This is a genomic window from Comamonas halotolerans (genome assembly GCF_030162935.1).
Classification (GTDB): domain Bacteria; phylum Pseudomonadota; class Gammaproteobacteria; order Burkholderiales; family Burkholderiaceae_C; genus Comamonas; species Comamonas halotolerans.
The window spans coordinates 399,341-415,759 of the sequence record NZ_JASAUZ010000001.1 but is presented as its reverse complement, the minus strand read 5'-3'; the positions used below and the strand labels follow the sequence as shown (position 1 = coordinate 415,759).

The following is a 16,419-nucleotide window of genomic DNA, read 5'->3' as shown; positions in this document are numbered from 1 at the left end:
GGGCTCGATCCGTCAGAAAAATACAGGGCTGAAGATGCAACCGGGGGCTCAAGGCCCCCGGTCATTCTCACGCTTTAAGCGTTGTTGGCTGGCTGCTCAAAGGGCAGCACCATGTCGCGGAGGTCCTTGCGGGTCTCCACCAAAACCAGTGGGCCTTCGTCAATGATGACCACCGGCGGACGCTCGCGCGGGATGTGTACAGGCTTGGGCTCTGCAGCGATGGCGGCTTGGACGGCAGCAATCTTGTCCGCATCGGAGTTCACCCACTCCAGACCAGCATCACGGGCCAGTTGCACCAGATCGGCAAGAGGCAGTGTGTACGACTGGATGCGGGGCATGGAAGACTCCGCGACAACAGGTGCAGCCTCTTGTGCAGGGGCTGCTTCAACAGGAGCGTCAGGCACCGCTGTTGCAGGAGCCACAGGCGCTGGAGATTCTTCGGCAGTAACCACTGGGGGCTCAGGCTGGGCGGGCGCTTGCGCAGCCACGACTTCTTCCGAGGGCGCAGCTGCAGCTTGGCTGAAGTAGCTGCGGCGTGGGGCTTCTTGCGTCACTTCTTCTGCCGCTACAACTGCCTCTACGGAAGTGTTTGCAGTGCCTTCGATAGCGACTGCTGCTTCAGTCGCCACGCTCTCTGCAGCATCCTGAGGCACTGCATTGCGTTCACGACCATTGCGGCGATCACGACCATAACGGTCACGCGAGCGGCGACCATTGCGTGGTGCATCTTCACCAGTCGTAGCAGGCACTGTTTCACCCAGAGCCGTTTCATTGCTTGCATCTTGCGCGACAGGGGTGTTTGCTTCCTCTACCGGTGCCAAGGCCTGTACTTCAGCGCTGCGTGGCTGGCGTTCGCGGCGTTCACCACGCTCACGGCGAGGTTGACGCTGCTCGGTGCGCTCGGCTTCGGACGTGAACGACACAGTCTCTGCTGCAGCCTGGGTCGTGGCTGTCTGCAGGTTGCGCTGTTCCACAGTTTCCGCGTTGCGCGGCTGGCGTTCACGCTGGTTGCGTGGCTCGCGTTGGGTGCGATTGCCTTCGCCATTGCGCTCGTTACGCTCAACGCGTTCGTTGCGCTCACGGCGGTTGCGGTTTTCGCCATTTTCGCGGTTGGCGCGCTCGCTGCCTTCGCTTCGCTCACCATTGCGGCCATTGCGGCTCCGCCCATTGCGCTCGCCATTGCGGCCATTGCGCTCACCACGTTCGCTACGGCCTTCGCGGGAAGTTTCGGGTTTTGCGGGAGCAATAGGCTCTGCGGCAGGCTTGGTGCCAAAGCCGAACAAGCTCTTGAGCCACGCAAAGAAGCCCTGCTCGCGCACTTCGGTGCGTGGTGTTGCTGCCTGCTGCTGGCTGTTGGTGCGACCCTTTGCAGGGCGTTGAGCAGCTTGTGGGCGGGCCTCAGGTGCGGGAGGTGTATCGGGCAGCACACCCTTGATGACAGGGGTTTGCTTGTTGGTCGGCTCTTGCGAGCGGCGTGTGACCTTGGTTACATCTTCCACTTCCTCAGCTAGTTTGTAGCTGGCATCCAGGTTTTCCAAGCGAGGATCGTCGTGCTTGAGGCGTTCCAGCTTGTAGTGTGGAGTTTCCAGCGACTTGTTGGGCACCATGAGCACAGAAACACGCTGCTTGAGCTCGATCTTGGCGATTTCGGTACGCTTTTCGTTGAGCAGGAAGGAGGCAACTTCCACAGGCACCTGGCAGTGCACAGCGGAAGTGTTGTCCTTCATGGACTCTTCCTGGATGATGCGCAAGATCTGCAGTGCCGAAGATTCTGTGTCGCGAATGTGGCCCGAGCCACCGCAGCGTGGGCAGTTGATGTGCGCACCTTCGCTCAACGCGGGTTTGAGGCGCTGGCGACTCATTTCCATCAGGCCAAATTTGCTGATGGTGCCAAACTGCACGCGGGCACGATCTTGGCGCAGGGCATCGCGCAGTCGGTTTTCCACTTCCTTGCGATTGCGCGACTCTTCCATGTCGATGAAGTCGATCACGATCAGTCCACCCAAGTCGCGCAGGCGCATCTGGCGGGCCACTTCGTCGGCAGCTTCAAGGTTGGTGCGGGTGGCTGTCTCCTCGATGTCGCCGCCCTTGATGGCTCGGGCCGAGTTCACATCCACCGATACCAGGGCTTCGGTGTGGTCAATCACGATGGCGCCGCCGGAAGGCAGTTGCACGGTGCGCGAGTAGGCAGATTCGATCTGGTGCTCGATCTGGAAACGGCTGAACAATGGCGCATCGTCACGGTAGCGCTTAACTCGTGCAGCGTGCTCTGGCATCACGTGGGCCATGAACTGCTGGGCCTGTTCAAAAATGTCGTCGGTGTCGATCAGAATGTCACCGATGTCATTGTTGAAGTAGTCACGGATGGCTCGGATTACCAGGCTGGACTCCTGGTAAATCAGGAAAGCACCTTTGCCGGCCTTGGCAGCCCCGTCAATGGCGTTCCACAGTTGCAGCAAATAGTTCAAGTCCCATTGCAGCTCAGGTGCGGTGCGACCAATACCAGCTGTGCGAGCGATGATGGACATTCCCTTGGGATATTCCAACTGGTCCATGGCTTCTTTGAGTTCGGCACGCTCTTCGCCCTCAATGCGGCGCGAGACACCACCGCCACGGGGGTTGTTAGGCATCAGCACCACATAGCGGCCAGCCAGCGAGATAAATGTGGTCAGGGCTGCGCCCTTGTTGCCGCGCTCCTCTTTTTCGACCTGAACAATCAGTTCCTGGCCTTCTTTGATGACATCGTTAATGCGGGCCTGGCTGGGAGAGATGCCATCGGCGAAATATTGCTTGGAGATTTCCTTGAAAGGCAGGAAGCCGTGGCGGTCTTCTCCATAGTCCACAAAGCAAGCCTCCAAAGAAGGCTCCACACGGGTGACCACGGCCTTGTAAATATTGCCCTTGCGTTGTTCGCGACCTTCGATTTCGATCTCGTAGTCCAGCAGCTTTTGACCATCGACAATGGCCAAACGGCGTTCTTCAGACTGCGTCGCGTTAATCAGCATCCGTTTCATGATGCATATCCTTTTCGTTATGCGGCAGCCGGCTGACAGCGACAGCGCTGCCTAGCCGACATGCCTTTGACTCTTGATCAAAGACAGGCTCTATCGGAGCCGTTGATGCCGGATTGCCGCGCTGAAACGAAAAGAAAGGGAATCGACCTGGGTCTGATTGCGTCAGTGCTGGTTTAAGTCAGCAAAGGAGGCAAGGGCAGGGGGCAGGGGGCGAGCGACGCTGTAGTCAGGCGCCGCACCGTGCGGTGATGGCCTGAGACAGCTGTGACAACAGGGTGGGCATTTGACGCAGGCGTACGCAGCAAGGGCTTTTGCCTTTGCGTCATACCTAGCAGCCAAGAAAGAAGTACCCACATGCTCGCTGATTATTCATATACGTGGATGGCATGGAGCAACTGGCTCCAAACACCACCATCCACGTGAAGATTCCGTTCAGTGTTTCAATGCGTCAACCAGACAAATTCCGCCCCGCCAGCACCGACAATTGGGTAGCTTTTACACGGGCACGGCATCTGTGGCATCGACCTGCCTGCGCTGGGGAAATGGCTGGGTGGACTAAAATCCAGACGAATCAACCACTTACACATAAGTTCGCGCAGGTGAAACACATTATAGAGGGCAAACAGCCTCAAGAGCGTACCCAGAACCCCGTATCGGCTGCAGTGCGGCTCATCCAAGTCGATGAAGATGGGGCAGGGCAGCGCGTGGATAACTTTCTTATGCGTCACCTCAAAGGGGTGCCCAAAACCCATGTTTACCGCATTATTCGCAGCGGAGAGGTGCGTATCAATAAAGGGCGTTGCCAGGCAGATTCCCGTGTGCAGGTCGGCGACGTGGTGCGCGTGCCGCCTGTGCGCATTTCGGACAGGGTGCAAGAAAAGGCAGAACGCCCTGCGCCTGCACGTGAATTTCCCATATTGTTTGAGGATGATCATCTGATTGCACTGGACAAGCCGGCAGGCGTGGCTGTGCACGGGGGCTCTGGCGTGAGCTTTGGTGTGATTGAGCAATTGCGTCAGTCACGGCCAGAAGCCAAGTTTTTGGAGTTGGTGCACCGTCTGGATCGAGAGACCTCGGGCATTTTGCTTGTGGCCAAAAAGCGTTCTGCGTTGATCAAGTTGCAGGATCAATTCCGAGACCGCGAAACTGGCAAGACCTATCTGGCGCTGGTCAGTGGCACTTGGCCTGCTAACAAAAAGGTGATCGACACACCGCTGCACAAATACCTGCTGCCTGATGGGGAGCGCCGGGTGCGTGTGACCACCGTGGATGATCCTGACGGGATGAAGTCTCTGACGCTGGTTAAAGTGCGTTCGCAACACGCGCCACGTGCCATGCAGGGGCTGCCAGCCATGAGCTTGCTGGAGGTCACCATCAAAACTGGGCGTACGCACCAGATTCGCGTGCACTTGTCATCTCAAGGGCATGGAATAGTGGGAGATGACAAGTATGGTGACTTTGATTTGAACAAGCGTCTGCCCAAGCAGGGGCTCAAGCGCATGTTTTTGCATGCTTGGCGCTTGCAGTTCAATCATCCAGTCACGCAAGAGCGCATCGAACTGCGTGCCGAGCTGCCGCAAGAGCTGTCTGAATTTGTCGGCTGAATGTCGTAGTCATAGAACATTGCTTTCATGAATGCTCGTAAATTTGATTTGATTGCCTTCGACTGGGATGGCACTTTGTTTGATTCCACGGCTGCGATCACGCGCAGTATTCAGTTGGCGGTGGCTGACGTGGGGGGAACGGTTCCCACAGATGAGCGTGCGTCCTATGTGATTGGCATGGCCTTGCTGCCTGCGTTGGCGCATGCCGCTCCCGATGTGCCCAAGGAAAAATACAACGACCTGGCCAATCGCTATCGCTATCACTATCTCAAGCAGCAGGAAATGGTCACGCTGTTTAACGGAGTCCTGCCCATGCTGGATGGGCTGCGGTCACGAGGGCACTGGCTGGCGGTGGCAACGGGCAAAAGTCGCCGAGGGTTGAACGAGGCACTGCAGCATGCCGATTTGCGCGGAGTGTTTGACAGCTCTCGGACAGCCGATGAGACTGCTGGCAAGCCGCATCCTCTGATGCTGCAAGAGTTGATGGCTGAGTTGGGCGTAGAGCCAGAGCGTCTGCTGATGATTGGTGATACCACCCACGACTTGCAGATGGCGCAAAACGCCGGATGTGCCAGTGTGGGGGTCGCTTATGGTGCGCATGCGGCTAAGGATTTGGCGGCCTGTGCCCCGTTGCATATTGCGCAGGATGTGACTGATTTGTATCAGTGGCTGCGTACCAACGGCTAAGTGCTTTGTCGCAGAGATTGTGCAAGCGCGCTGGCATACTGCGCGCATTGGCTTGATTTTGAGAGAGTAGAGCTTGTCCATGAATCCCCATTCCACGTCTGAAAACGAGGGCGCTGCCTCGTCCGAACCGCTGCCAGGCCAAGACCTGTGGGCTCGCGCTGCCTCGGGCGCGCAGCCCCATGCCAAGCCGGGAGTGGCTGGTTGGGAGCGCGACGTTCTGGAGCGCCTGGTTTTTGCCACTGTGAATGAGCAACGTGCGGCACGCCGCTGGCGCATTTTTTGGCGCTTTCTCTGGGTGATCTTGTTTGTGCTGGGCTTTTGGTGGATGGGGCGCGACACGACCGCAACTTCCATGAGCGGCCCGCACACGGCAGTGGTGAATATCAAGGGGCCAATCGCCAGTGATGCCAATGCCAGTGCTGAGTTTGTGATTGCTGCCATGCGCAGCGCCATGGAAGACCCTGGCTCGCGCGCCTTGGTGTTGCTGATCAACTCGCCCGGAGGCAGCCCGGTGCAGGCTGGCATGATCAATGATGAAATCGTGCGATTGAAAGCGCAGCACAGCAAGCCGATTTATGCTGTTGTTGAGGAAACTTGTGCCTCTGCGGCCTACTATATTGCAGCGGCAGCGGATGAGATTTTTGTCGACAAGGCCAGCATTGTGGGCAGCATTGGTGTGCTCATGGATGGTTTTGGCTTTACCGAGGCGATGGACAAGGTGGGGGTGGAGCGCCGCTTGCTCACAGCCGGCAGCAACAAGGGGATGTTGGATCCCTTTAGTCCACTTGAAGAGAGCCAGCGTGCTCATGCGCAAACCATGCTTGATCAGATTCACACGCAATTTATTGAGGTGGTACGTGCAGGGCGGGGTGATCGTTTGAAAGAAAACGAAGATACCTTCAGCGGCCTGTTTTGGACAGGCCAGCAAGCGGTCGAGCTGGGTTTGGCCGATAAGCTGGGTACTTTGGATTATGTGGCGCGGGACATCGTGAAGGCCGAAGAGCTGATTGATTACACCCGCAGCGAGAATATTGCAGAGCGTTTTGCCAAGCGTTTCGGTGCTGCCATCGGTGGTGGCGCTGTGGATGCGATGCGCGGCATGATGCCAGCGATCCGATAAGCTTTACGTTTTCGCAAAAAAAAGCGCTTTGCGCTGATCGCCACTGCTGGCAAACATTGTTTGATGGAAGGGAGGCGGTCTGGCGTAAAGCGCTTTTTACATGGCAGCTCATTGGCCGATGGCAAACACGACGGGAGTGCGATTGTCAGGTTCGGAGCCCAACTTTTTCCACTCTTTGGCGCTACGGCTTTGGATGTTGGCGGTTTCCAGGGTGAGGCCGCTGGCCATGGCGATGCGTGTGCTGGCTTGCACGGTGGCAAGTAAAGCCTGCCATAGCGCCTGGTTGCGGTAAGGCGTCTCTATAAACAGCTGTGCCTGATTGTGGCGCAGGGCCAATTGCTCGAGCTCTTTGATGCGTTGCACGCGTTGGCCAGCATCCTGCGGTAAATAGCCTACAAAGGCAAAGTTCTGACCATTGAGGCCGCTGGCAGCCAATGTCATGAGTAGTGATGCGGGCCCAACCAGGGGAATGACGGTGATGCCTGCATCGTGGGCTGCACGCACAATAGAACTTCCGGGATCCGCCACCGCGGGCATGCCAGCCTCGCTGACCAGCCCCATGTCGTGGCCTGCCAGCGCTGGTGCGAGCAAGGCCTTGGCATCAAACACGGCGCCGCCTTTGCCGCCATGGTCGCCTTTTTTATGGGCTTCTCGCGGCAGCTCCTGGAGGTTTTGTTGCTGCATGGGTACAGCCAAAGGGAAATGCTCGCTGATACGTTTGAGGTAAGCGCGGGCGCTTTTGGCGTTCTCGCAGACCCAGTGTTGCAAACCAGCTGCAGTGCGTAGTGTCAGTTCGGGTAGTACATCGGTGATGGGTGACTGGGTAGCGCAGCCAAAGTCCAGTGGTGCGGGTACCAGATACAGCTTACCCTTTGGAGAGGTGAGGGGAGTCATGGCAGTTGAATCCCGGCAGCGCGCACCATGCGGCAGGTGCGAATCATGGGCAGGCCAATCAGGGCTGTAGGGTCGTCGCTGTGGATGGCATCCAGCAAGCTGATGCCCAGTCCTTCGCTTTTTGCACTACCTGCGCAGTCATAAGGCTGCTCGGCGCGCAGATAGCGTTCGATTTCATCGTTGCTGAGGTCGCGGAACACGGTTTGGATGACGGCGACGTCACTTTGCTCAAAACCAGATTCCAAGCAGACTACAGCGACTGCGGTGTGAAACATCACGGTTTGGCCGCGCATGGAGCGCAGCATTTCTACGGCACGCTCATGCACAAGGGGTTTGCCCATGGGCTGGCCATTCAAATCCGAAACCTGGTCCGAGCCAATCACAATGGCGTGAGGGTGTAGCTTGGCAACGGCATGGGCTTTGGCTAATGCCAGGCGCAGTGCCAGCGCACCAGGCGCCTCTCCAGCCAAAGGTGTTTCGTCCACGTCGGGAGCTACGCAGGCGAATGGGATATTCAGTCGCTCCACCAATTCGCGGCGGTAGCGGGAGGTAGACCCCAAAATCAAGGGGCGCTGTGGGGTGTGAGATTCAGACATGCTTGGATTCTCTTACACTGCCAGCATGAGCAAGGAATATTCACTGGATCACCTTGATGTGGCTGCATTTGCCAAGGCAAGCGCGGTGCTGGAAGGTCGCGATCCACTATCTGCATTTGAACGTTTGGCCCAGGAAGCACAGGCAATGGTGGAGGGGCTGGAAGTGTCTTGGTATGCAGAAGGCGAACATGTGGCTGAAACTGCTGGCCCCGGTCATTTGTGGTTGCATCTGGAGGCAGATGCGCAGGTGCCCATGATCTGTCAGCGTTGTCTGGGCGTGGCGCATGTGAGCCTGCAGGTGGATCGCTCTTTTCGCTTTGTGAAAGATGAGGCAACAGCCGAAGCCTTGGATGATGAGGCGGAAGAGGATTTGTTGGCTCTGAGCAAGGATTTCAACCTGCGGCAGTTGCTGGAGGACGAGTTGCTGATGGAGCTGCCGTTGGTGCCGATGCACGACGAATGCCCGGAAGTGATGCCTATGGCTTCGAGCGATGAAGACTTTGAGCAGGCAAATACGGATAAAACCAATCCGTTTGCAGTGTTGGCCGGGCTGCGTAAAAATGCAGGTCAAGACTGATATCCACTTTGTGGTCAGCGCTAGCCGCCTTAGGGCGGTTCTTGAATGGTGCATGTAGTGCGAGCTGCTGTGCGCCAACCCTAAAAGATGCGTTTTTCCTTGGGAAATTTATCCATTCCTTCGAACTGTGGGGGTGCTTGACGATGGTCCTGAGGGTTTGAGTTATAATCGGGGGCTTCGCGCGAAACCCCCTCGTGTCTTTAATGGGCTGATCGCGTTTTTCACCAACCCTTTTCAGACTCAGGAGCCATCATGGCTGTTCAGCAAAACAAAAAGTCCCCTTCCAAGCGCGGCATGCACCGTTCGCACAATGCACTGAATGTGCCTGGTATCGCTGTGGAAGCTACCACTGGTGAAGTGCACCTGCGCCACCACATCAGCCCTAACGGCGTGTACCGTGGCCGCCAAGTGCTGAAGAACAAGTCTGAAGCTTAATAAGGCTTCAACTTGTTTAAAGGCCCGAAGCTACTTGTAGCTCGGGCTTTTGTTTTTTAATGCTGCGTATCCTCCACTTGGTCTGCAGCGGACCGGTAAGTCATTCATGATCACACTGGCAGTCGATTGCATGGGGGGCGACCATGGCCCCAGCGTCACGTTTCCTGCGTGCCGCCAATTTCTTTCCACCCATCCAGATGCCCGTTTGTTGCTGGTAGGTCTTCCCGAGGCTTTCACAACATGGCAGGCCCACGAGCGCGCTGAAATCGTGCAGTGCTCGGAAGTGGTAACCATGGATGATCCTGTTGAAGTCGCGTTGCGCCGCAAGAAGGACTCTTCCATGCGCGTGGCCATTCAGCAGGTCAAGGACGGAAAGGCTCATGTGGCGGTCTCAGCAGGTAATACCGGTGCCTTGATGGCGGTCTCGCGCTATTTGCTCAAAACGATGGATGGCATTGATCGTCCTGCAATTGCCACCCAGATGCCCAATGACCAAGGTGGTGCAACCACGGTGTTGGATCTTGGGGCCAATGTGGATTGCCTGCCTGAGCACTTGCTGCAATTTGCAGTGATGGGCTCTGCATTGGTAACCTCTTTGGATGCCAAAAATACTGAGCCATCAGTAGGTTTGCTCAATATTGGTGAAGAAGCCATCAAAGGCAATGAAGTGATCAAGCGCACAGGAGAATTGCTGCGTCAGGCAGCAGACTCCAATGCCATTCATTTCATCGGCAATGTAGAAGGTAATGATATTTTCAAGGGCGGCGTGGACATCGTGGTCTGCGATGGTTTTGTCGGCAATGTTGCTTTGAAAGCTTCAGAAGGCGTGGCTGCAATGATTGTCGGCGGCTTGAAAAAAGAGTTCAAACGCAATATCTTCACCAAACTTGCTGCCATCATGGCGTATCCAGTGCTCAAAGCACTGATGAAACGAATGGACCATCGTCGCTACAACGGCGCTGCCCTGCTGGGTCTGCGTGGTTTGGTTTTCAAGAGCCACGGATCGGCAGACCGGTCTGGTTATGAACATGCGCTCAACCGCGCTTATGATGCAGCCCGAAACAACCTTCTTGACCGTGTGCAGGGGCGGGTCACTCAGGCATCCACTATTTTGGAAGCCGCTGACAGTGATTCAACCAGCGGCACTGCGGCAGCCTGAGACTACATGACACGCTATGCACGCATTACCGGCACGGGCAGCTATCTGCCTGAGCGCCGACTGACTAATCAAGATCTGGCAGCGCAACTGGCAGAGCGCGGCATTGAAACTTCGCATGAATGGATTGTGGAGCGCACTGGCATTGAGGCGCGCCACTTTGCAGATGCCGATACGTCCAGCAGTGACTTGGCGCTGGAAGCCTCGCGTCAAGCGATTGAAGCTGCCGGCCTGACCGCCCAGGACATCGATTTGATCATCGTGGCGACATCGACGCCCGATATGGTGTTTCCCTCTACAGCCTGCATTCTGCAGAACAAGCTCGGTGCCAATGGCTGCCCTGCGTTTGATGTGCAGGCGGTGTGCAGCGGTTTTGTCTATGCATTGACGGTGGCAGACTCCATGATCCGCTCTGGCGCTGCGAGCCGTGCTTTGGTGGTGGGCGCGGAAGTATTTAGCCGCATTCTCGACTTCAACGATCGCACGACCTGCGTGCTGTTTGGTGATGGTGCGGGTGCTGTGGTGCTGGAGGCCTCGGAAGAGCCCGGTATTTTGGCCTCCGATCTGCATGCAGATGGCAAGCATGTCGATATCTTGTGCGTCCCGGGCAACGTTTCTGGTGGTCAGGTCTTGGGTAGTCCTTTGCTGACCATGGATGGGCAAGCGGTGTTCAAGCTGGCTGTGGGCGTGCTGGAGAAAGCAGCCCATGCTGCGTTGGAGAAGGCTGGGAAAACGGAAGCCAATATCGACTGGCTGATTCCCCATCAGGCCAATATCCGCATCATGCAAAGCACAGCCAGAAAGCTGAAACTGTCCATGGATAAGGTCATTGTGACGGTGGACCAGCACGGCAATACCTCGGCTGCCTCCATTCCGTTGGCGCTGGATCATGGCGTACGCAGCGGTCAGATTCAAAAGGGGCAGACCCTCATGCTTGAAGGCGTGGGTGGCGGCTTTACCTGGGGCGCAGTACTGCTGACTTTATAAAGTTGTTGTTGCTGATGCTTTCTTCATAGTTCATAGCATCAGAGAGCTTTTGACTAATAACGAGTGACCGTCATATGAAAAAATTCGCATTCGTCTTTCCAGGGCAGGGTTCCCAGTCTGTTGGGATGTTGGACGCTTGGGGTGATTACCCCGTAGTGAAGCAGACGCTTCAAGAAGCTTCTGATGCTTTGGGGGAAGACATCGGTGCGCTGATCAAGAACGGCCCCAAGGAAGATTTGGCGCTGACCACCAACACTCAGCCCGTCATGCTCGTGGCTGGTGTTGCTGCTTGGCGTGTGTGGCAGGCCGAAGGTGGTGCTGCACCTGAAGCCTTGGCCGGTCATTCCTTGGGCGAATACTCTGCGCTGGTTGCCGCTGGTGTGTTGACTCTGGCGCAAGCCGCTCCCTTGGTGCGTCTGCGTGCAGCAGCCATGCAAGAGGCTGTGCCCGTGGGCGTTGGTGCCATGGCCGCCGTATTGGGTTTGTCCTCTGAAAAGGTCAAGGAAGTTTGTGCTGCAGTGACTGCTCAGATGGGTGGCGCCGAAGTGGTGGAAGCGGTGAACTTTAATGATCCAGGTCAAACAGTGATTGCTGGCTCCAAAGCTGCTGTAGAGGCTGCCAGTGTCGCGGTCAAGGAAGCTGGTGCCAAGCGTGCGTTGCCATTGCCTGTGTCGGCGCCTTTTCATTCCAGCTTGATGAAGCCTGCGGCAGAAAAGCTCAAGCTGGCTTTGGACGCTCTGGAGTTGGGGGTGCCTCAGATTCCTGTCATCAATAACATCGATGTGGCGGTTAAAACCGAGGCTGCTGCTATCCGCGATGCACTGTATCGTCAAGCATTTGGCCCCGTACGCTGGGTGGAATGTGTGCAGGCCATGAAGGCGCGTGGCATCACGCATTTGGTAGAGTGCGGCCCTGGCAAGGTTCTGGCTGGTATGACCAAGCGCATAGATGCGGACTTGGTGGGGGCTCCACTGTATGACCCAGCCACCCTGGCTGAAGTGAAAGAATTGCTCGCATGACCGAACAAAACAAACAAGTAGCGCTGGTGACTGGCGCATCGCGTGGCATTGGTGCTGCTATTGCGCTGGAACTGGCTCAGCGTGGTTACACCGTGATTGGTACCGCTACTACGGACGCAGGTGCTGCACGCATTGGTGAAACTCTGGCTGCCCATGGTGGGCGTGGTGTGAACCTGAATGTGAACGATGCAGCAGGTGTTGACGCATTGCTGGACGACATTCTCAAGACCAACGGCGCATTGCATGTGCTTGTGAACAATGCAGGCATCACCCGCGACACGCTGGCCATGCGCATGAAGGACGATGATTGGTCTGCCGTCATTGACACGAATTTGCAGGCCGTTTTCCGACTCAGTCGTGCGGCTATTCGTCCGATGATGAAGCAGCGCTTTGGCCGCATCATCAGCGTCACCAGCGTTGTGGGCGCCATGGGTAATCCTGGTCAGGCCAACTATGCTGCTGCCAAGGCAGGTGTGGCAGGTATGAGCCGTGCACTGGCACGTGAATTGGGGAGCCGGGGTATTACCGTAAACTGTGTGGCTCCAGGCTTTATTGCTACAGATATGACAGCAGAGCTGCCGGAAGAACAGAAAAAAGCTTTGGCCTCGCAGATCCCTTTGGGGCACCTGGGCAAGCCCGCCGACATTGCCAACGCCGTGGCTTTTCTGGCTTCGGAAGGAGCTGGTTACATTACCGGTCACGAGTTGCATGTCAATGGCGGCATGTACATGTAAATTAAAGAAAGTTATGCCGTTTCCTCGCGACGGCAGGCCGACTGAAGGGAAATTCTCTGAAGCGGCTAGAATCGCGGGTTCATTCACAACCCCCTGAGGGAAACCATGAGCGATATCGAAGCACGTGTCAAAAAAATCATTGCTGAACAACTCGGCGTTGAAGAGTCTCAAGTAACCAACGAAAAGGCCTTCGTGGCTGACCTGGGCGCAGACTCCCTGGACACGGTCGAACTGGTGATGGCCCTGGAAGATGAATTCGGCATCGAAATCCCCGATGAAGATGCTGAAAAGATCACGACGGTGCAAAACGCCATCGACTACGCCAATACCCACCACAAGGCCTAATAGGTCTTTACGCACCGAGCGATAAGAATAAGGTTTGAACGCATGAGCCGTCGTCGCGTTGTCGTGACCGGCCTGGGATGTATTAGCCCCGTGGGTAACACGGTTGCTGATGCCTGGGCCAATCTTTTGGCCGGCCAGTCCGGCATTGACCGCATCACCAAGTTTGATGCCTCGAACTTTTCCTGCCAGATTGCAGGTGAAGTCAAGGGATTCAACGTGGAGGACTATATGAGCGCCAAAGATGCGCGCACTATGGATACCTTCATTCACTATGGCATTGCGGCAGCGGAACAAGCGGTCAAGGACGCAGGCTTGCCTACGGGTGAAGCCTTGTCCGATGACCTTGCTACCCGCATCGGTTGCGTGATCGGGTCTGGTATCGGGGGCTTGCCCCTGATCGAGAACACCCAGATCGAGCTGTCCAACCGCGGTCCACGCCGCATTACTCCATTTTTCGTGCCCGCTTCCATCATCAATATGGTGGCTGGTCACGTTTCCATGCGCCATGGCTTCAAGGGTCCGAACCTCTCGGTTGTGACTGCTTGTACCACCGGTTTGCACTGCATCGGTGAAGCAGGGCGCATGATCGAATACGGTGACGCCGACATCGTCGTCGCCGGGGGCGCTGAGTCAACCGTTTCCCCATTGGGCATCGGAGGTTTTGCAGCCATGCGTGCTTTGTCCACGCGCAACGATGACCCCAAGGCTGCTTCGCGCCCCTGGGACAAAGACCGTGATGGTTTTGTGCTGGGCGAAGGTGCCGGTGTGTTGGTGCTGGAAGAGTACGAGCATGCCAAGGCGCGTGGAGCCAAGATTTATGCAGAGCTGGGTGGTTACGGCATGAGCGCTGACGCTGGTCATATGACCGCACCCAATATGGACGGCCCACGCCGCGCCATGTTGAATGCAATGCGTAATGCGGGCGTGAACCCAGACCAGATCAATTATCTGAATGCACACGGCACTTCCACCCCGCTGGGTGACAAGAACGAAAGCAATGCGATCAAGGCTGCGCTGGGCGATGCTGCATACAAAACAGTCGTGAGCTCGACCAAGTCCATGACCGGGCACTTGCTGGGAGGTGCTGGCGGTATTGAGAGTATTTTCACGATCATGGCAATCCATGACCAGAAAATTCCTCCGACCATCAACCTGTTGAATCAGGATCCTGATTGCGATCTGGACTACTGTGCCAATGTTGCACGTGACGCCAAGATTGATGTGGCCTTGAAAAATAACTTCGGCTTTGGTGGTACCAACGGCTCGCTGATTTTCAAGCGAATCTAAGCCATGCTTGAAGAAGGGCTTGGCTTTTCTTCAGTGCCGCGACTACCCGCTTCCTGTGTCTGCAGAGAGCGGGTTTTGTTTTTTGCGGGTGATGCGTATGCAGCGACGTCATAGCCTGCCTGTGGCCTATCCCTTGCAGCACATACCTAGCTTGCAACGGTTGTGGCGGCTGTTTATGGGCTTCAATGCCGTTGTGCTGATGCTGTGGTGGTGGCAAGGCGCCGGCTTTGGTACGGCGTTGTGGCTGCGTGTGGCTTTGTCAGTGGCGATGTGGCTGCTGTGCGGATTATGGAGTTGGCGGGCGCTGCGCAGCATGCCGCTAGGCTCTTTACGCTGGAATGGGCAGTGCTGGGCATGGGAGAACGGTATGCAGCAATGTGTACTGCATGGCGGCCCAGTGATTGTTCTGGACATGCAGTGGTTGCTGGTGATTACTCTGGAAGATCAGCAACTGCGCCGTCAGCGGTTTGTGCTGCAACGGGATTCGGCACCGCATCAATGGCAGGATATGCGGCGTGCGGTATATTCATCAGTCTATCCAACACAAGTTGGTGCAGTTTCTAAAACTTCTTGAGTGTGAAGCTGTCCTTGGTTGGTGCCACCGCGTTACTTCGCATTCATGACATCTGCCCCTGCGCTACCTTCTTCCTCCGACAGCGATCTGCAATTGGTCGAACGCACCGTCGCCGGTGATCAGCGGGCTTATGAGTTGCTGGTTATCAAATACCAGCGTCGTATTGAGCGGCTCATTGCTCGGATGGTGCGTGACCCGGACTTGGTGCAAGACATTGCGCAAGAGACATTCTTGCGTGCGTACAGGGCATTGCATCAGTTTCGTGGGGAGGCTCAGTTCTATACGTGGCTCTACCGCATTGCGGTGAATACGGCGAAGAAATCCTTGGTCGAAATGCGACGTGATCCTGTGGTGTTTGAGAGTGCGTTACACATTTCCGATGACGAGGATGAAACTTTCCGTCCTCGCAACGAACCAATCAGTGACGAAACACCCGAGACGGTGCTGGCAGCCCAAGAAATTGCCGCAGCCGTGAATGCAGCCATGGAAGCTTTGCCGGAAGATTTGCGCCAAGCAGTCACGCTGCGTGAAATCGAAGGTTTGAGTTACGAAGAGATTGCGTTGGCGATGAATTGTCCGATTGGTACAGTACGTTCTCGCATTTTCCGCGCCCGAGAAGCGATATCGACGCGCGTTAAGCCCCTGCTAGAACGTCAAGGTGGTAAGCGTTGGTGATGGAAACAGGACACGAGTAGGTGACACCATGATGGAACAACAGATGAACAAGGAATTGCTGTCCGCTTTGGTGGATGGTGAGCTGCATGGCCAAGAGCTGGAGCAGGCCTTGGCGTGTGCCGAAAGTGCGGAAGGCTGCGCCAGTTGGGAGCTTTACCATTTGGTGGGTGATGTGCTGCGCTCGCCTGATCTGGCGCATCACAGTCAGCACAATTTGCTCTCGGGTTTGCGTGAACAACTGGCCAAAGAGCCACCTTTGCAACTGCAGTCTTCGCAACTGCAGCAAGTGGCTGCTGGTATGGCGCAGTCGCCAGTTGTGGCATTGCGTGATCCTGCCGCCAATAGTTCTGTATTTCGCTGGAAGGTCGCTGCAAGCTTTGCAACCGTGGCAGCTGTTGCTGCTCTGGGCTGGAATCTGATGGCAACCACACCTGTGGGAGGGCAAGGCGCACAGTTGGCCCGCAACGAAGGTGCAATGGGTGTGCCAGTGTTGGTAGCCACCGAAAATGGTGATGTGTTGCGCGATCCACGCTTGGATGCATTGTTGGCGAACCACCAGCAGTATGCCAGCCGTGCCTCGCTGCAGACTCCCGCAGATTTTTTGCGCAACGCCAGCTTTGAAGAGGCGCGTAGCAGTGCACGAGCGGTGAAGTAGCTTGTTCTCAGTTGATTTCTCCATTCAAAGGCAAACGCTTTTGGGGTAAATGGTTGAAGG

17 protein-coding genes are annotated in these 16,419 nt (G+C 56.3%); 14 read left to right on the top strand and 3 right to left on the bottom strand.

Annotation, left to right across the window (positions count from 1 at the left end; translation table 11 throughout):
• Nucleotides 1-74: 74 nt before the first annotated feature.
• Nucleotides 75-3,014: an Rne/Rng family ribonuclease gene (locus QEP11_RS01905; RefSeq protein WP_284334877.1), complete on the bottom strand. Its 2,940-nt coding sequence runs from the start codon at nt 3,012-3,014 to the stop codon at nt 75-77.
• Between the two features lie 599 nt (nt 3,015-3,613).
• Here QEP11_RS01905 and QEP11_RS01900 point away from each other — a divergent pair.
• The 3 genes from QEP11_RS01900 to QEP11_RS01890 all read left to right on the top strand — a co-directional run bounded on the left by QEP11_RS01900 (nt 3,614) and on the right by QEP11_RS01890 (nt 6,425).
• On the top strand, nt 3,614-4,618 hold the full coding sequence (locus tag QEP11_RS01900; protein ID WP_284334876.1) for an RluA family pseudouridine synthase: 1,005 nt from the start codon (nt 3,614-3,616) through the stop codon (nt 4,616-4,618).
• 27 nt (nt 4,619-4,645) lie between these two features.
• The gene (locus tag QEP11_RS01895; RefSeq protein ID WP_284334875.1) at nt 4,646-5,305 is read left to right on the top strand and encodes an HAD family hydrolase; all 660 of its coding nucleotides are present in this window, start codon (nt 4,646-4,648) and stop codon (nt 5,303-5,305) included.
• A gap of 79 nt (nt 5,306-5,384) precedes the next feature.
• Entirely contained in the window at nt 5,385-6,425 is a 1,041-nt protein-coding gene (locus QEP11_RS01890) for a S49 family peptidase (protein ID WP_284334874.1), read from the top strand.
• 108 nt (nt 6,426-6,533) lie between these two features.
• Here QEP11_RS01890 and QEP11_RS01885 read toward each other — a convergent pair whose 3' ends face one another.
• Nucleotides 6,534-7,319 (bottom strand): SAM-dependent methyltransferase, encoded by a 786-nt coding sequence (locus QEP11_RS01885; protein ID WP_284334873.1) that lies wholly within the window; start codon nt 7,317-7,319, stop codon nt 6,534-6,536.
• Nucleotides 7,316-7,915 (bottom strand): Maf family nucleotide pyrophosphatase, encoded by a 600-nt coding sequence (locus QEP11_RS01880; RefSeq protein ID WP_284334872.1) that lies wholly within the window; start codon nt 7,913-7,915, stop codon nt 7,316-7,318. The genes QEP11_RS01885 and QEP11_RS01880 overlap by 4 nt, the downstream gene beginning before the upstream one ends.
• A 25-nt stretch (nt 7,916-7,940) precedes the next feature.
• Between QEP11_RS01880 and QEP11_RS01875 the strand changes: the two genes are divergently transcribed.
• From QEP11_RS01875 to QEP11_RS01825, 11 genes are all read left to right on the top strand, one after another.
• Nucleotides 7,941-8,492 (top strand): YceD family protein, encoded by a 552-nt coding sequence (locus QEP11_RS01875; protein ID WP_284334871.1) that lies wholly within the window; start codon nt 7,941-7,943, stop codon nt 8,490-8,492.
• Nucleotides 8,493-8,744: 252 nt separating this feature from the next.
• Nucleotides 8,745-8,927 (top strand): 50S ribosomal protein L32, encoded by a 183-nt coding sequence (gene rpmF, locus QEP11_RS01870; RefSeq protein WP_284334870.1) that lies wholly within the window; start codon nt 8,745-8,747, stop codon nt 8,925-8,927.
• A 106-nt stretch (nt 8,928-9,033) separates the two neighbouring features.
• Nucleotides 9,034-10,086, top strand: coding sequence for a phosphate acyltransferase PlsX (gene plsX, locus QEP11_RS01865; protein WP_284334869.1), 1,053 nt, complete (start codon nt 9,034-9,036; stop codon nt 10,084-10,086).
• Between the two features lie 6 nt (nt 10,087-10,092).
• Entirely contained in the window at nt 10,093-11,070 is a 978-nt protein-coding gene (locus QEP11_RS01860; protein WP_284334868.1) for a beta-ketoacyl-ACP synthase III, read from the top strand.
• 74 nt (nt 11,071-11,144) lie between these two features.
• On the top strand, nt 11,145-12,089 hold the full coding sequence (gene fabD / locus QEP11_RS01855) for an ACP S-malonyltransferase (RefSeq protein ID WP_284334867.1): 945 nt from the start codon (nt 11,145-11,147) through the stop codon (nt 12,087-12,089).
• Nucleotides 12,086-12,823, top strand: coding sequence for a 3-oxoacyl-ACP reductase FabG (fabG, locus tag QEP11_RS01850; protein WP_284334866.1), 738 nt, complete (start codon nt 12,086-12,088; stop codon nt 12,821-12,823). The genes fabD and fabG overlap by 4 nt, the downstream gene beginning before the upstream one ends.
• Nucleotides 12,824-12,928: 105 nt before the next feature.
• Nucleotides 12,929-13,168 carry an acyl carrier protein gene (acpP, locus tag QEP11_RS01845; protein ID WP_019575021.1) on the top strand — a complete coding sequence of 80 codons (240 nt, stop codon included), beginning with the start codon at nt 12,929-12,931 and terminating at the stop codon, nt 13,166-13,168.
• A 42-nt stretch (nt 13,169-13,210) separates the two neighbouring features.
• Entirely contained in the window at nt 13,211-14,455 is a 1,245-nt protein-coding gene (gene fabF, locus QEP11_RS01840; protein WP_284334865.1) for a beta-ketoacyl-ACP synthase II, read from the top strand.
• Nucleotides 14,456-14,552: 97 nt separating this feature from the next.
• Nucleotides 14,553-15,029 carry a phosphatase PAP2 family protein gene (locus QEP11_RS01835; RefSeq protein WP_284334864.1) on the top strand — a complete coding sequence of 159 codons (477 nt, stop codon included), beginning with the start codon at nt 14,553-14,555 and terminating at the stop codon, nt 15,027-15,029.
• Between the two features lie 45 nt (nt 15,030-15,074).
• On the top strand, nt 15,075-15,704 hold the full coding sequence (rpoE, locus tag QEP11_RS01830; RefSeq protein ID WP_284334863.1) for an RNA polymerase sigma factor RpoE: 630 nt from the start codon (nt 15,075-15,077) through the stop codon (nt 15,702-15,704).
• A gap of 28 nt (nt 15,705-15,732) precedes the next feature.
• On the top strand, nt 15,733-16,359 hold the full coding sequence (locus QEP11_RS01825) for a sigma-E factor negative regulatory protein (RefSeq protein WP_284334862.1): 627 nt from the start codon (nt 15,733-15,735) through the stop codon (nt 16,357-16,359).
• The last annotated feature ends 60 nt before the right edge of the window (nt 16,360-16,419 follow it).

What these genes read in the sequence shown, in the direction of transcription:
- QEP11_RS01875 (WP_284334871.1), top strand. Translation starts at nt 7,941, where the DNA reads ATGAGCAAGGAATATTCACTGGATCACCTTGATGTGGCTGCATTTGCC.
- fabD (WP_284334867.1), top strand. Translation starts at nt 11,145, where the DNA reads ATGAAAAAATTCGCATTCGTCTTTCCAGGGCAGGGTTCCCAGTCTGTT.
- plsX (WP_284334869.1), top strand. Translation starts at nt 9,034, where the DNA reads ATGATCACACTGGCAGTCGATTGCATGGGGGGCGACCATGGCCCCAGC.
- rpoE (WP_284334863.1), top strand. Translation starts at nt 15,075, where the DNA reads ATGACATCTGCCCCTGCGCTACCTTCTTCCTCCGACAGCGATCTGCAA.
- fabF (WP_284334865.1), top strand. Translation starts at nt 13,211, where the DNA reads ATGAGCCGTCGTCGCGTTGTCGTGACCGGCCTGGGATGTATTAGCCCC.
- rpmF (WP_284334870.1), top strand. Translation starts at nt 8,745, where the DNA reads ATGGCTGTTCAGCAAAACAAAAAGTCCCCTTCCAAGCGCGGCATGCAC.
- QEP11_RS01880 (WP_284334872.1), bottom strand. Translation starts at nt 7,915, where the DNA reads ATGTCTGAATCTCACACCCCACAGCGCCCCTTGATTTTGGGGTCTACC.
- QEP11_RS01895 (WP_284334875.1), top strand. Translation starts at nt 4,646, where the DNA reads ATGAATGCTCGTAAATTTGATTTGATTGCCTTCGACTGGGATGGCACT.
- acpP (WP_019575021.1), top strand. Translation starts at nt 12,929, where the DNA reads ATGAGCGATATCGAAGCACGTGTCAAAAAAATCATTGCTGAACAACTC.
- QEP11_RS01885 (WP_284334873.1), bottom strand. Translation starts at nt 7,319, where the DNA reads ATGACTCCCCTCACCTCTCCAAAGGGTAAGCTGTATCTGGTACCCGCA.
- QEP11_RS01835 (WP_284334864.1), top strand. Translation starts at nt 14,553, where the DNA reads ATGCAGCGACGTCATAGCCTGCCTGTGGCCTATCCCTTGCAGCACATA.
- fabG (WP_284334866.1), top strand. Translation starts at nt 12,086, where the DNA reads ATGACCGAACAAAACAAACAAGTAGCGCTGGTGACTGGCGCATCGCGT.
- QEP11_RS01890 (WP_284334874.1), top strand. Translation starts at nt 5,385, where the DNA reads ATGAATCCCCATTCCACGTCTGAAAACGAGGGCGCTGCCTCGTCCGAA.
- QEP11_RS01905 (WP_284334877.1), bottom strand. Translation starts at nt 3,014, where the DNA reads ATGAAACGGATGCTGATTAACGCGACGCAGTCTGAAGAACGCCGTTTG.
- QEP11_RS01825 (WP_284334862.1), top strand. Translation starts at nt 15,733, where the DNA reads ATGATGGAACAACAGATGAACAAGGAATTGCTGTCCGCTTTGGTGGAT.
- QEP11_RS01860 (WP_284334868.1), top strand. Translation starts at nt 10,093, where the DNA reads ATGACACGCTATGCACGCATTACCGGCACGGGCAGCTATCTGCCTGAG.